Origin of the sequence: Sphingobacterium sp. UBA5639, from assembly GCF_002421245.1 — a bacterium.
GTDB lineage: Bacteria > Bacteroidota > Bacteroidia > Sphingobacteriales > Sphingobacteriaceae > Sphingobacterium > Sphingobacterium multivorum.
Genome location: NZ_DIJR01000028.1, coordinates 126,490 through 141,661, shown reverse-complemented (window position 1 = coordinate 141,661; position 15,172 = coordinate 126,490). Strand labels below are relative to the sequence as shown.

General features: G+C 39.5%; 10 protein-coding genes. 2 read left to right on the top strand and 8 right to left on the bottom strand.

What is annotated here, in order from left to right; translation table 11 throughout:
• Window positions 1-6: 6 nt before the first annotated feature.
• Window positions 7-846 (bottom strand): CheR family methyltransferase, encoded by an 840-nt coding sequence (locus B4Z90_RS16765; RefSeq protein ID WP_236560115.1) that lies wholly within the window; start codon window positions 844-846, stop codon window positions 7-9.
• A complete protein-coding gene (locus tag B4Z90_RS16760; RefSeq protein ID WP_286802818.1) occupies window positions 834-4,259 on the bottom strand; it encodes a hybrid sensor histidine kinase/response regulator in 3,426 nt (1,141 codons plus the stop codon). Before B4Z90_RS16760 ends, B4Z90_RS16765 begins: the two co-directional genes overlap by 13 nt.
• A gap of 912 nt (window positions 4,260-5,171) precedes the next feature.
• On the opposite strand from B4Z90_RS16760, the gene B4Z90_RS16755 reads away from it, so the two are divergent.
• A complete protein-coding gene (locus tag B4Z90_RS16755) occupies window positions 5,172-5,690 on the top strand; it encodes a KdsC family phosphatase (RefSeq protein ID WP_070562067.1) in 519 nt (172 codons plus the stop codon).
• 2 nt (window positions 5,691-5,692) lie between these two features.
• On the top strand, window positions 5,693-6,271 hold the full coding sequence (locus B4Z90_RS16750; protein WP_286802816.1) for a Maf family protein: 579 nt from the start codon (window positions 5,693-5,695) through the stop codon (window positions 6,269-6,271).
• Window positions 6,272-6,326: 55 nt separating this feature from the next.
• Here B4Z90_RS16750 and B4Z90_RS16745 read toward each other — a convergent pair whose 3' ends face one another.
• The 6 genes from B4Z90_RS16745 to B4Z90_RS16720 all read right to left on the bottom strand — a co-directional run bounded on the left by B4Z90_RS16745 (window position 6,327) and on the right by B4Z90_RS16720 (window position 15,171).
• Window positions 6,327-8,912 carry a TonB-dependent receptor domain-containing protein gene (locus B4Z90_RS16745; protein WP_286802814.1) on the bottom strand — a complete coding sequence of 862 codons (2,586 nt, stop codon included), beginning with the start codon at window positions 8,910-8,912 and terminating at the stop codon, window positions 6,327-6,329.
• A gap of 266 nt (window positions 8,913-9,178) precedes the next feature.
• Window positions 9,179-9,778 (bottom strand): HYC_CC_PP family protein, encoded by a 600-nt coding sequence (locus tag B4Z90_RS16740; RefSeq protein WP_115047266.1) that lies wholly within the window; start codon window positions 9,776-9,778, stop codon window positions 9,179-9,181.
• 170 nt (window positions 9,779-9,948) lie between these two features.
• Window positions 9,949-12,414 carry a phosphocholine-specific phospholipase C gene (locus B4Z90_RS16735; protein WP_286802813.1) on the bottom strand — a complete coding sequence of 822 codons (2,466 nt, stop codon included), beginning with the start codon at window positions 12,412-12,414 and terminating at the stop codon, window positions 9,949-9,951.
• Window positions 12,415-12,598: 184 nt separating this feature from the next.
• Window positions 12,599-13,360 carry a tryptophan synthase subunit alpha gene (trpA, locus tag B4Z90_RS16730; RefSeq protein ID WP_112373783.1) on the bottom strand — a complete coding sequence of 254 codons (762 nt, stop codon included), beginning with the start codon at window positions 13,358-13,360 and terminating at the stop codon, window positions 12,599-12,601.
• Window positions 13,361-13,363: 3 nt separating this feature from the next.
• Window positions 13,364-14,548 (bottom strand): tryptophan synthase subunit beta, encoded by a 1,185-nt coding sequence (gene trpB / locus B4Z90_RS16725; RefSeq protein WP_070562076.1) that lies wholly within the window; start codon window positions 14,546-14,548, stop codon window positions 13,364-13,366.
• Window positions 14,545-15,171, bottom strand: coding sequence for a phosphoribosylanthranilate isomerase (locus B4Z90_RS16720; protein ID WP_112373782.1), 627 nt, complete (start codon window positions 15,169-15,171; stop codon window positions 14,545-14,547). Before B4Z90_RS16720 ends, trpB begins: the two co-directional genes overlap by 4 nt.
• Between the last annotated feature and the right edge of the window lies 1 nt (window position 15,172).

Genomic DNA, 15,172 nt, shown 5'->3' with positions numbered 1-15,172 from the left:
TACCTACTACCCAATTTTTTGGTAAATATTCTGTTTTTTGTTTACGATCTTAAATTTAGCAGCATCTTTATAGTTGATTAAAGATTCTTTTGCTCCCAAACATAAGAAGCCCAGATGGCAAAGTGAATGATAGAATAAATCCAGGACTTTATTTTGCAATTCAGTATCAAAATAGATCAATACATTACGGCAGGTAATCAGTTGAAATTCATTAAAAACGCCATCGGATACCAAACTATGTATGGAGAAAAGGACATTTTTTTTAAGACTATTATTAATGGTAGCGGCGTTGTACATCGCTGTATAATAATCTGACAATGAGTTTTTCGGTTCCGTCTTAATAAAATTTTCCGAGTATTCCTTAACTTTCGTAAGCGAATAAATACCGCGTTTTGCCTTTTCTAACACTTTGCCATTAATATCGGTGCCATAGATAAACGCCCGTTGGTAAAGATTTGCTTCTTCTAATAAGATGGCTAGCGAATAGACTTCTTCGCCAGTCGAACAACCTGCACTCCAGAGTTTGATATGTGGATAAGTTGCGAGATAGGGAAATACATCCGTTTTTACAGCTTTATAAAAATCGGGATCCCTAAACATTTCAGTCACATTGACTGTAATTTCCTGTAGGAAATAGGTGCTGAATCCGGGCTGATTGATCAAATTGGACTTTAGCTCCTGTAGATTGAGCTTGTTAAGTTCCATTATTCTAGTCACACGTCTTTTTAAAGAAGCTCTTGTATAGCCGGACACATCATATCCGTGGAGATTTTTGACTATATCAATAACTTCTTCTAACTCTTCAAAATTGATCATTGCTACTATTTTATCAGTTAACTCAGCCATACGCGCATTAGGGATATTAATTTGTCAACATCAACCGGTTTACTAATATAATCGTTTGCACCAACAGCAATTGTTTTTTCCCGATCACCTTTCATGGCTTTCGCTGTCACAGCAATAATTGGAAGGTTTGCAAATTTCTTGTTTGCCCTTATTTTTTCAATAGCTTCATAACCATCCATCACGGGCATCATGATATCCATTAAGACAAGGTCAATCTGTTCATTTCGTTCAAGAATATCTAATGCTTCCTGACCATTGTTGGCAATTTCAATGTTCATATCATAGCTTTCAAACGCCGTGCTAAGGGCAAATATATTTCGCATATCGTCATCTGCTAGTAGTACTGTTTTGGAAGCTAAATTGTTTTCAGCAATGACAGAAGCTCCGGCGTGATTGAACATATTGTATTCGCTCTTATTGCTGCGGATTTTATTTAAGAATAAATTAACTTCATCGATCAGGCGATTATTTGATTTCGCTGACTTAAGGACCATCGCTTGGCTGTGATGCAAAATTTCGGAAGTCTGCTCTGTCGTGAGTTCCATTGCTGTATTGATGATAATAGGTAAATCCCTAAATTGATCGTTCGATTTGATTTCATTCAGGAGTTCAATGCCCGATTTGTCAGGAAGGTTTAGGTCCATAATGATGCAGTCAAACAATTTCTCTTGATCTAATAAATCGAGAGCCTGTCTCGCATTGAAGGCCTGAAATATCTGAATGTGCTGTTCTTCCAAAGATTGTTTGATAAAATCGCTTTGGATTTCCTGATCTTCCACCAGCAGAATTTTTTTCAGTGGATGACTAGTCGATGCTTTTATTTTTAAGAATGTTTCAGCCAAAGATTCTTCTGACACAGGTTTAGCCATAAACCCGATGGCTCCGGCAGAAATAGGTTCGTCATGTAAAAATGTTCCTGCCGACATCATGTGCACAGGAATCTCCTTGGTGCTGTCGATTTTTTTGAGGTTACGAAGAACTTCCCAGCCGTCCATTTTAGGCAACATAATATCTAGGATAATCGCGGCAGGGCGTAAATTCTGTGCTTTTTGTAGCCCATCTTGCCCATCATAGCTGATGTATACATCGTAGCCGTTTTGTTCGGCGTAGTCTTTTAGAATATCTGCAAAAATGAAATCGTCTTCAATAATCAGCAGTTTATTGTGTTTTCCATCGTTGTCGATTGACTTTGTTTTTTCGACTATAGGATTTTCCTTCGGAATTTGTGTTGGCGGATTACTTTCTTTTTCGATAGATGGTACTTTCGGAACCTGAATTTCTTGTTCTAGCGGGATACTGAAGGTGAAGATACTACCTTCACCAACCTTACTGGATAAGATTATTTTCCCTTTTAATAAGCTAGCAATTTCGCGGCATATCGATAAGCCTAAACCTGTGCCACCATATTTACGGCTCGTTGAGCCATCTTCCTGTTTAAAAGCATCAAAGATAAGCTCTTGTTTTTCAGGGGCGATCCCGATCCCGTTATCTTTGACCGTAAAAAGAAGATTTTCTGCTTCAGCTATTATTCCTAAAGAAACTTCGCCTTTTTCACTTGTAAACTTGAACGCATTCGATAATAAATTCTTGAGGACTTGTTGTATACGATGTTCATCGCCAATGAATTCCTGCGGTGCATTTACATTGACATCGAGTAAGAAGTGAATATCTTTCGACGCTGCGGTATCGCTGAAAAAATCTTTAATATAATTGACAAGGTCGTACGTGTTGATACGTTCTTTTTGGACTTCAACCTTCCCCGATTCAATTTTTGCCAGATCCAACAATTCGTTAATTAAATGTAGGAGATCTGAGCCGGCACTATGAATAACAGAAGCATACTTTATTTGGTCTTCACTGAGGTTTTTCTTTTTGTTATCCTGAAGTAATTTGGCAAGAATGAGAATACTATTGAGTGGTGTCCGTAATTCATGGCTCATATTGGCCATAAATTCAGATTTATATTTGCTCGACAGCTCTACTTCCTCTATTTTTTGGGCTATGGACTGACGGGCTTTTTCCAGATCTTCGTTTTGTGCAAAGAGCAATTTGGCCTTCTCGTCCAGCTCATTATTGGTTTGGATAAGCTCTTCCTGCTGTACTCTAAGCTCTTCCTCAGAAGCCTCCAACAAATGTGTCTTATGGATTAACTCCTCATTAGTTGTTCTCAATTCCTCCTGTTGAGTCTCTAATTCCTCTGTTTGTTGTTGAAGTTCCTCATAAAGATCAGCAAGCTTTCCATGCGTTTGGGCTACTTTTATGATAACGGCAATGTTATCTTTTGCTTTATCCAAGAAGTTAAATCGCAGTTGCTCGTCCTTCGCATTAATAATTGGGCAACAAATTTCCATGATACCGACACACTGGTTTTCATAAGAGAAGGGTACAATATAAATCTCAGTTTCTAAGAGGTCGGATAATGAGGTTTCTAAGATAAGATGCTTGTGGTCGATGTCCTTTATTTTAACGACTTCATGATTATTTGCGACTTCGCCCAAAATACCATCGTTTTCCTTAAACGTTCGTTTGATAAACTGTGTGGAGGAAATGCCAATTTTGTGGCAAAGCTGATACTCCTGATAGTTATCATCGAAAATATAAATAGTCCCACCTAATGCTTTTGTCGTGGAAGCAATAGCATGTAGGCTTATTTCGGCAATTTTCTTGTTTGTATAGTCACCGCGTAATTGTTCGTCGATGCCATTAATAGCATTCAAAATCCAGTTATCACTGTTGGTCTGGTCTTGCAACAGTTGGAGGCGGTTATTGGATTCTTGCTGACTTTTCACTGTAGACCTCAGAAATCTAGAGATCGAGGAAATTTTGGCGAGAATATAGAAAAATCCACTTAGGCCAATGGCGATGAAAAGGTAAGTAATGTACTGGGCCAGTTGTAGTTCATTTCTAGATCTTTCTAAGAGTCTTGCCCTTTGATCCAATAAGTCTCTCGACATGAGATCGATCTGATTTAATATCGAGGCTTTTCGCTCGTGAATATTATGGGATATGGATTGTGTTTCCTTCGTGTTATCAATATCCTGCTCAAAGTCGTAAAATGCAACAATATCCTTTCGGATGTTTTCAGTGCTGTTTGGCTGAACATGATAGAAATCATCTTTTAGACTTAAAGATCGTAACAGTTCATCCATTTTTTTTAATTCCATTTTATAAGGAATAAATAGTGAAGCGTCTTTCTTATTCACGTAATCAAGTTTGATGTCATTTACCTCGTCTACACTTGATTTGATTTCATTAATGATATTGAATCTATTTTCGGCGACACGAACAATACTTCGCTCGTTATTTAAGTTATGATGCAGCGATATGAAAAAATATAGGGCTGAAAGGAAGATAAGCGAAAAAGAAATGATCACTCCAATGGTAATTTGCTTTCTATAATTTTTTCGATCCATGTGAGAATGAGTTTATCGTTTTACTTTTCTGTAGGTATTGTGTTTCGATGGTACCTGGGGAAAAAGATATATGTAAAATAACAAAAAAACTTGCTATTCCTAAAATAATCAAAAGTCAGCATAGAAACAAACCTGTACAGCCGTCAAGGATCCCCACCAATCTATTTGCGCACAACATCGACTTTTTGTTGCTTAAGCGTAACTTAGACCATTTTTTTGTCTTTTCATTCTTAGTCGCAGCACATTGGGGGCAAGTAGTGATCAGGTTTGATATTCTAACAGTATTTGTTCAGTGATTGTTCAGTGCTTGTTCAGTGATTACTCAGTATGAACTGAATATTGAGTGACTGATCACTGTTTAATAATAGATGGAAAACTGTAGTAAGCTTTAAGGTGATATGAAGATCTGTCAGACCGATTGTTATTTCGATTGATAATAAGATATTATGGTAATCATCAAATAGTAGAATCTATGAAATAGAAGAAGAAAAAATACTTATAAAAACAAAACCCTGATGATGGGCACCAGGGTTCGTTACTAACCAATTATAAACCTAAATTATGAAAAGACTCTTTAAGGGCTTCTAAACTAAATTAGTTGCCGTGTTGTGCCGTGAAAACTAAAAATGATTGTTTTTTTAATCTTATGCAAGCTTCAAGTCAATAACTCTTCTGATTGCTTGCTGTTAGTGTTTCATAGCGAGATAACCTTTAATTATCTTCTACAAAGATACGGTAAATATACCGTAGCATCCAAATATTTTTAAGAATAAGTTGCTAATACAACTATGTTGTGACACACAAATGATATTTTGGCTTATCTGAATAATTGTCTGACAGTGTTGTCAATTTGATCAGTATCGCTTCGCGAATTATTACTCGAAATGCCTTACTTTTACAAAAAATATATTTATGGTATTGACTGAATTTAAATCGATAAAAGCATTTGTATTGGATGTAGATGGTGTGCTGACTGATGGTACTGTGCAAGTTAATGAAGAAGGGCATCAGTTACGTACATTTCATATAAAAGATGGCTATGCCATGCAGTTGGCGATCAAGAAAGGTTATCCGATTTTTATTATCACAGGTGGAGGTTCGAAGGGCGTCGAGCAGCGGATGAAAGGTTTGGGGATCAAAGAAGTCTATTCAAAAGTTACGGACAAGCTTTCTAAAATGAAAGAACTTGCTTGTGATTACAAGCTTGAATTAAATCAATTGATGTACATCGGCGACGATATCCCTGATCTTAGCTGCATGAAGTCCGTTGGGATAGCTGTTTCTCCGGCAGATGCAGTAGAAGAGATCAAGAAAATTTCACATTATGTGTCTGGTTTTTGTGGCGGAAAGGGAGTTGTACGTGAATTGATCGAAAAGGTAATGAAAGTACAAGGCAACTGGTATGAGGATGAAACGGTAAAAAGCATATAGGGATGTTGAAAAATCTAAAAAATAGAACAATTATATTAGGGTCTCAGTCTCCACGGAGAAAGCAGCTGTTAGCAGGGCTTGGACTGACATTTGAAGTCGACGTACGGGAAACGGCAGAATATGTGGATCCGAATTTGTCTGCAGCTGAGGTCGTTCGTCAAATTGCTATTTGTAAAGCGGGAGCATTTGCGGATAAAAAAGATTGTTTGGTTATCTGTGCCGATACTATTGTGGTATCGGATAAGGGCGAAATCTTAGGTAAGCCCAAAGATGAACAGGAAGCCAGAGAAACGCTAACAAACTTGTCTGGTCAGAAACATGTGGTGCTGACTGCTGTAGCGATCTCATGGGAGGGTAAGATGAGCACTTTTGTCGAGACGACAACTGTTTATTTTTACGAACTAGAGTTGGATGAAATCGATCATTATGTTACTCAATTTTCGCCACTAGATAAAGCAGGTTCTTATGGGATACAGGAATGGATCGGCTTAATCGCCATAAAAAAGATAGAAGGGGAATACAATAATGTGGTCGGATTACCCACGGCAAAGCTTTATCAAGAATTGAAAAAGTTAATATAAAAAAAGCGGCTTTTGCCGCTTTTTTATTACTCTTTGATTTTTTTTAGCTTAGCTGTTATTTGATGAAATAACGAACGCCGGTGTAGAACATGCGTCCTGTTAAAGGACCCCAAAGCATTGACGTATCAAAATAGTTTCCAAAGGGTTGATCCGCGGCAAGGATTGGCATATTTTGGAAATAATTAGACAGATTTTCTCCGCCCACATACACGGTGAAGTTTTTCTCTTTCCCAAAAGTTTTGCTAATCTGCGCATTCATTGTCGCATAAGCCTTTGATGCTGTAGGCATTTGATATTCAACGGGGTTCTCTGCTGTTGATGGAATGCGTTTTTGTCCAACGACATTCAATGTATAATCTACACTCCAGCCAGAATGGTGATTATATGCCAGGTTGACAAAACCACGGTGTTTGGCCAATAGCGGTTTGGTCTTTCTGCCACTTTCAAAATCAGTTTGAACATCAAGTAAGCGATAGGCCAACCTCGTTTCAAAATGTGGTGCTGGCATCAAGCGAAATTCTGTTTGCAAACTATTGGAGAAAGATTTTCCATTCAAATTATAAAAATTGATCTCTCGGGGATTTTCGTAATCGACCACGACCTGATTAGAGAAGCTGTTATGGAAAAATTCAACTGATGCCGAAGCCTCACGTCCGAAGATCCGCATACTTTGGTCTATCGCTATTCCGCTATTCCAGGAGACTTCAGGTTGTAGGCCATAAGCCTTATCGTATATATTAGGCGATTGGATAACCAATTTTCTGCTACTAGCCAATACTGCCGTGTTCTCCGCAAATATATTTGCAGTACGTTGACCTCTTCCTGAGCTAGCTCGAACTGTTGTTCCCGAAAGCGGGGCATAACGTAAATGGATGCGTGGTGTTGTAAACCATCCATACAGGGAGTTGTAGTCTTGGCGAAGACCAATAATGGCATCAAATTTTTCTGATGGACTATAGGTATATTCTGCAAATGCTCCCGAAACCACTTCTTTCCTTTTGAAGTTTTGATCTTTTAAATACCACTCATTGTAATTGTCATAATTAATGGAGGCACCAACGCGATACTTGTGGGCGACTGTCCCGATAATATCTTGAAATAAGAGATTAGCATATCCATTTTGTTGCTCCGAATCGTAGTTATTGAGCCCAAAATAGCTTTTTTGATTGTAGTTTGATCCTGCAAGCTGGAGACCTATGCTGCGGTGCTTATTTTCGGGGAACACATAACCAATTTTAGCAAAACCTTCTACGCGTTCGATATCAAATCCCAAACCATAGCGATTTGTGGTACCCTTATCTGTCTTCTTGTTAAAATCAATCTGTCCGCCTGTACGGTCGTCATTGAGATATTTAACCCCAAATTGTACCATAAGCCCTTTTCCATTTTCATAAAACCAGCGGTTGACACCAGAGAATAGATTGCCAACGGGTATATCTCTAAATCCGTTGTGACTAAAGTTCATGGATTTATTGTACATGAAATTGTCATGCAGGAGCACTGCAGTGGACCAATGCTGACCAATTTTTTGTGAAAGATTTAAGTTGACATCTGTACGTCCCATGTTGTTCGCATAGGCATTAAAAAACAATCTTTCTGAATTTTGAGGTTTCTTCAATTCGACGTTGATCTGTCCCGCCATGTTTTCGAAACCGTTGGCTACGGAACCGATACCTTTCGCAATTTGAATAGATTCAATCCATGTACCTGCAATAGAATTTAAACCTAAAGGAGAAGCGAGCCCACGTGGCCCAGGTAAATTTTCAACGGTTAATTGGGTATAAATACCGCTAAGGCCTAGCATTTGAATCTGTTTACTGCCTGTTACTGCATCAGCACTGACGACATCGACGGAGGCGTTGGTTTCAAAGCTTTCGCTTAAATCACAGCAAGCCGCTTTGAATAACTCTTTTCCGGTAAGAACTTCTAGTCGTGCAGGTGTCATACGGTCAATATAATTTGAGCGTCGTGTTCCTTTAACCTCGACTTCCATCAACACATTACCCTTCGCTGTAATCATAATGACTTCATGCAGATCTTTGATGGTGATGGTGTCAGATTTCATCCCTACATAACTTACAACCAATTTGTTGAACCCTTCTTTGTGGTCCAATTTAAAAACACCATTTTCGTTTGTCCTTGTGTTTTTGGTTGGAAGGTTGGCCCAGTGTAAATTGGCGCCAATGATGGGTTTAAGATCCCCCTTTTCATTTTCTTCAACAACAACACCGGTAACGGTATGTGGATGATCATGGTTATCGGTTGTCACCGCTTTCTTTTCGGGTACTTTGCCATTTTCCAGTCGCGGATACATACAGCATTCATGGAGTTTAGCATAGGCTTCATCAGTGGCCACCAGGTTGTCAACATCATGACCAACCTGAGCAATATTTTTCTTGATTGCCTCCAACTGAACTTTTTGGGGGTTATATTTGATTTGCAATAGGTTGTCTCCTGCATTCCAAACGGCCGTTTCTACGCCATGCATTTTTGCGGCCGTTTCAATACGTTTTTTACACATAGCGCAATTTCCGGCCACTGTAAGTGTGCGCGTACTGTCGGTCTGTGCCTGTACAAATGCCAGAAAAAATAAGGATAGGATGGTCGTTGTATATATTTTTTTGAAAATTTGATTCATCATTTTAATTAAGAGTATTCGCTTCAACTAGCATTTAATTTTATCTTCATGATATCGCGCAACCACATGCATGGGGTACGGATTTATTTTTTTCAGTTCTACAATTTTTTTTGCTGAATGATTTAAAATCCATTTTTTTTTGTTCCGTGATAAGCTACGGAAAGATGAATGTTGGGAATAACAGTCTGCTATTCTCGCGAGATAGAAAAACTATAGTGGACTTCGATCAATTCAAGAAAATGAACTGCGTTCAGTGAAAAGAGGTGATATTAAATTCTAAAATTTTGATTGAGAATAAAAACAGGAGGGCTCTGTCTATTGTAGCTCGCAAAATCGGTATACGTTAGTTTAGAAAAATCGTCTTCCTCCCCAGCGAAATGATAATAATTAAGTATCCAATGAAGCGTAATTATTGCAGGAGAAAAATGGTTAAAATCAAGATTTTGTGTTACTCTGCTGAATTTATCGACCTTTTGTGCTTCGATCTTAACATCTTTACAGCTTCCTGTTTCATGACAGTGTTTCTGCTGTTTTTTTGCAGACTTGGCACACAGAGGGCAGGCCATATTATGGCTTTCCGATAACGATACACTTTGTGTTTCCCCTTGGCAAAAATGAAGATGCACTGAGGCACCACTTGCTGCGAGCAAATAGAAAAATAGGCCGATTAATAGTGCAATTTTCTTCATAGAAGCAAAAATAAAGAAAATATGTAATTTTTTTTTGTAATATTTTGGATAAATGTTATAACTTGTAGTAACAAATGAAAAACTAAAATTTACCAAAGTTATGAATTTATTATTTATCAATCCGGTCAGCTCGTATTTGCTAGCTATCTTTTTGATTGTTGGGGCAATTCTATTGTACAAGGGATTTTACCATCTGGCTCGTCGTATACAGGAATAGTACAGTATGTTCGGTGTTTTTTAGGAGCACTTTACAGGGAAACAGCCTATGTAGTTTAGTCCCTTAAATTTGACTACTCAAGGAAGATTTTATAAGAATGGGAACATTTTCTAGATGCTCCCATTCGTGTTGTTTATCGGCTTAATAAAGGGTCACTTTTTCCGGCATTTCCAATCTCTACACGACCTGCATATCGTTCTTCGAAGTTTAGAAAACCACTGCAAGTAAGGCTGAAGTCGTACCAAAAGTTTTGTTTAGCCAATTCAAAATGTATCGTGATGGATTGTCCACCTTTAAGTTGCAAACTTCTTTTTTCCTTTCCATAGCTGAGATCCTCAAAAATAAGTTGCTCGGTTGTTTTTCCATTGTTTGTACAGGAGAAAGACAAACGGCCAGTAAATGCTGCTTCATTTTTACTTTTTTCATACGTACAGCGGATCTTTACATGTGGATTATCCGCGTCGCCTTTAAATTCCCGATAAAATCCGTTTGGACCATGGATTTCGAGGTGGTACATTCTTTTGTCGAAGGCATCTAGCGGCCAATGGTCTGTTACATGATCTCCTGGAGCAACCGCATAATTTCTGGAGGTTCCAACTTCTCCTTTGTAGCTAGCAGCATGGTAAACTGTAAATGGTGCGCCTGCGGCCTGTTTGCCAAAAATTTTATCTGAAGCCTCAAATGTGACCAGGTAATCCCCTTTGGATTGGTATTCGCCATGCACATAAAGTTCATAAGGAAGGATACATGAATCCCGAAGCCCTTTTTCTTGTTTTGGGAAATAGGGTGAACTGCCGGGGTCTTGCTCTATTTGTTTGATCTCCATTGCGCTAAGCGCTTTGAACCCCATGGGAAGACTTTTGAACTTGGCTTGGTGAATCTCTTGGATAAAAGGTTCCCGCTCCAGCACAATAGGTTTGTTCATGGTTTCGCCATGATAGGGTCTAAATGCCGAAGTTAAGTCTCCACATACGGTACGCCGCCAAGTGCTGATGTTGGTTTCTTTTATATTTTTATTGATTTTGTGATTAATAAACTTCTCCAGGAATTGTAAACTGGAGGTATGGTCAAACACTTGTGAATTGACCCAACCGCCTCTGGTCCACGGAGAAGCAATAATCATCGGTACACGATAGCCAAGACCGATATTGCTTTCCCTTCCGCTTTCAGGATAATATTGCTCATCGCGGCGTACAAATTCCAACGCAGGGTTTATTCCCTCGGATACTTTTCCACTTTCTGTATCATCAGGGTTTGGTGCTGTAAAGGGTGCAAAGTGATCGAAATACCCATCATTCTCATCATAAGTAAGTATAAAAATTGTCTTTTTCCAAACTTCTGGATTTTGGGTGAGAATGTCCATAATTTCGCTGACATACCATGCGCCGAACCAAGGAGAATCGGGGTGGTCAGAAAAAAGCTGGGGCGGAGCTAACCAAGATACGGTTGGAAGTTTACCCTCCTCAACATCTTTTCGGAATTGATACAGGACATCTCCTTTAGGGATCTGTAACTCGCGCTGTTGCCCCCCTTCTTGATAATGCATTGTTTCCAATTCCATATAATCTTGCTGCGCACTGTTGTTAACAAAGGCACGGCGATGAATATCTTTTGTCCGCTCGTCGAGCTTTTCAAAGTTATCGGCTGTATATCGCTGTAATTCTTCTTGAATATGCTTGAGATTTTTCTTTAAATCTTCAAGTGCTTCGGCAGCTGGTGTTTCGCTAATTTTGCGCTCGAGATCTTCTTTTTTTAGAGTCAGGAGCTGGCGATAGCGGGGATGATATTTGACCTGATATTGGGGGAAGTACTCCATCGGATTACAACCAAAATTGGCGAGCCAGCTGTTTGCCTCTCCACTATAACCAGCACTGCTTGAAGAAATTTCATTTTGATAGATTTTCCAGTCTACGCCTAATTCCGAAAGGCGTTCAGGAAAAGTGGTCCATGTTGCTTTCCCGCTAAACTCGGAGTCTCCATTCCAAACTAAGGCTTTTCCTGTCAGATTTTCCCGGATATTGGCCGTCCAGAAATAAAGCCGGTTTGGATTCGTGCCGGTGATGCTCGAACAAAAGTGTTGGTCACAGATTGTGAAAGAGTCTGCCAGAGAGTAGTAAAAAGGAATGTCTTCACGGGTATAATGTCCCATAGTCAACGGTAGATCGGCAAATTCTTTAAATCCAGAATGTTTTACATCCAACCATCTGTTCATTTTACCCTTATTCCTTGCGTCGGTTTGATCGGTCCAGTTGTGCGGAAGACAGCCCATCCAGGTAACTTTTGAATCTTTGATATCCAATCGGAAGGGGGCAAATGTTTCTCCGGATTTTTGCGTCTGAAACCATACTTTATTTCGATTGGGTTGACGGATAGCTCTTGGGTCATTGAAGCCTCTTACACCACGTAGTGTTCCAAAGGCATGATCAAATGAACGGTTTTCCTGCATTAATAAAACGACGTGCTCGGCATCATAAAAGGTGCTGCCCAATGCTGGATTAATAGCCATCGCCTTCGCAATAGCGGATGGAATAACATGGGAGAGAGATGCTCCCCCGGCAAGCATAGCCGCTTTCTTTAAAAAATCTCTTCGTGTATCCATGGTTATATCAGTATAGATTTGACGGGCCGCCTATTGCTTGGTTAATTAAGGCAGCAAAGATATTCTCTTTGAAAAAATACATTTTCAAAAACCGTCTTAAAAATAAGAGTTCGATCCAAGAAAAAAGACTTTAGATCGAACTCTTATTAAAAAAATAATGCTTTGCTAATTTTTAGCCTGTAGGTTAAGCTTTGATAGACGAGATAAATGCTGGGATTTGGTCGAGATAATCCGGTTCCTTTAACCGTTTTACAAATGCAGTACCTATAATGGCACCCGCCGTATGCTTGCTTGCTTTTTGAAAGGTCGGTTTATCGGAGATACCGAAGCCAACGATCAATGGATTTTTTAATTGGAGATCATGTATCCGCTTAAAGTAAGCTGCTGTATCGTCTCCAACATCAAGTGTTTTACCCGTCGTTGCATTGGAAGAAAGTAAATAAATAAAGCTCCTAGAAAGGCTGTCTATTTTTCTGACGCGTTCTTCAGAAGTCTGCGGTGTTACGATGAATATATTGGCGATCCCATTTTTCTCGAACGTCTCTTTGTAAAGTTCTTCGTATTCATCCATTGGTAGGTCGGGTATAATGACACCATTAACGCCTACATTTTTACATGCTTCACAGAATCTTTCCACACCAAATTGAAGTACAGGATTAAAGTAGCCCATCAAAAATACGGGGATACTGACATGCTTACGCAGGTCATTCAACTGATTAAATAACTTTTCTACAGTCATACCATTTGCCAAGGCAATTTCAGAACTGTGCTGAATGACAGGTCCATCTGCCACTGGATCGGAATAAGGGAAACCGATTTCCAGAAAGTCCGCGCCGGCATCTTCCAATTTCTTTGCAATATGGATTGTGCTGTCCAATGTTGGATACCCAGCTGTAAAATATATCGATAAAAGGGGGGTACCTTCTTTTTTCTCAATTGTATTCATGCCTTAAAAATCAAAGTATTTCATATAATTATCTAGATCCTTGTCACCACGTCCAGAAAGACAGACAACGACAGTCTCATCGCCTTTAAAAGGTATTTTTTCCAGATAAGCCAGCGCATGAGAACTCTCAATAGCCGGTATGATACCTTCTAATCGCGTAAGCTCAAGACCTGCACGCATCGCTTCGTCGTCAGTTACGCTGACATAGTTACCTCTACCGGATTTGAATAACCAAGCGTGTTGGGGGCCAATACCAGGATAATCGAGTCCCGCCGATATGGAGTAAGGTTCGATGACCTGGCCATCCGCTGTTTGCATAAGTATAGATCGGCTTCCATGTAAAACTCCCTCTTTTCCTAATGCTGTTGTAGCAGCGGATTCGCCTGAATCAACACCGTGTCCAGCGGCCTCTACGGCATACAATTGAACCGATTCTTCATCGAGGTAATGATAGAACATACCTGCCGCATTGGAGCCTCCACCGACACAGGCCAATACAATATCTGGATTTTCTCTTCCTGTTTTTGTCAAGAGCTGTTTTTTCGTTTCGGCAGAAATAATAGACTGAAAGCGAGCAACCATATCGGGATAAGGATGTGGTCCCACAACAGACCCAATGATATAATGGGTGTCGACAGGATTGTTGATCCAATCTCGCAAAGCTTCATTGGTAGCATCCTTTAGCGTTTTGGACCCTGATGTTGCCGGAATAACTTCGGCACCCATCATTTTCATCCGTGCTACATTTGGAGCCTGACGTTGAATATCAACTTCTCCCATGTACACTGCACATTGTATACCTTTGAGTGCACAGACGGTCGCTGTGGCTACGCCATGCTGTCCTGCGCCTGTCTCCGCAATGATGCGCTTTTTGCCCAGGCGTTCCGCTAATAGAATTTGGCCAATGGTATTGTTGATTTTATGCGCTCCGGTATGGTTAAGATCCTCCCGTTTTAAGTAAATCGTAGTTCCATATTTTTCAGATAGACGCTTGGCATGATATAATGGAGAAGGACGTCCGACATAATCGCTGAGCAGTTGGTTAAATTCCTCCTGAAAGCTCTCTTCTTCGATAATTTTGAGATATTCTTCACGTAGCTCTTTCACATTTGGATAGAGCATCTCAGGGATATAGGCTCCTCCAAAGGGACCATAATATCCTTTTTCATTGACTTGATATATACTCATTTTTTAATTGTATTTATACTGTGGCTTAATAGCGCAATATCTTTTAAGCCGGGTTCTACTTCAAATTTTGAATTTAAATCCAGGGCATATAGTCGTGGATCATTTCTTTCTAGCGCTGTTTTGATATTTTCGGGATCTAAACCACCGCTGAGAAAATAGGGGGTAGTAAGTTTGTATTGGTCCAATAGGGACCAGTCAAATTGTACTCCTGTACCACCATAGGAACTACTTTTGGTATCAAATAAAAAGTAGTCCACAACTTTAGCGTAAGGATCAAGCTGTATCCAGTCAAAGTTTTGATCAACTCCGAAGGCTTTCAAGATGATAACCCCTGATTTTTCTTTCAATTCAAGACAGAATTCGACAGATTCATCGCCATGCAATTGAATTACATTTAGTTGGAATTCAGTTATTTTATCTAGAATTGCTGAGAGGCTAGCATTGACGAAAACGCCGACTTTGCTTAGGCCGTCAAGCTCCTTAATGTATGCGGAGGAGCTTTGACCAACATAACGTTTGGATTGATCATAAAATATAAATCCCATATAATCGATGCCCAAGGAAGCTACAGCGGTTATATTGTCGGGATATTTCATACCACAAACTTTTACTTTGACCGCCATT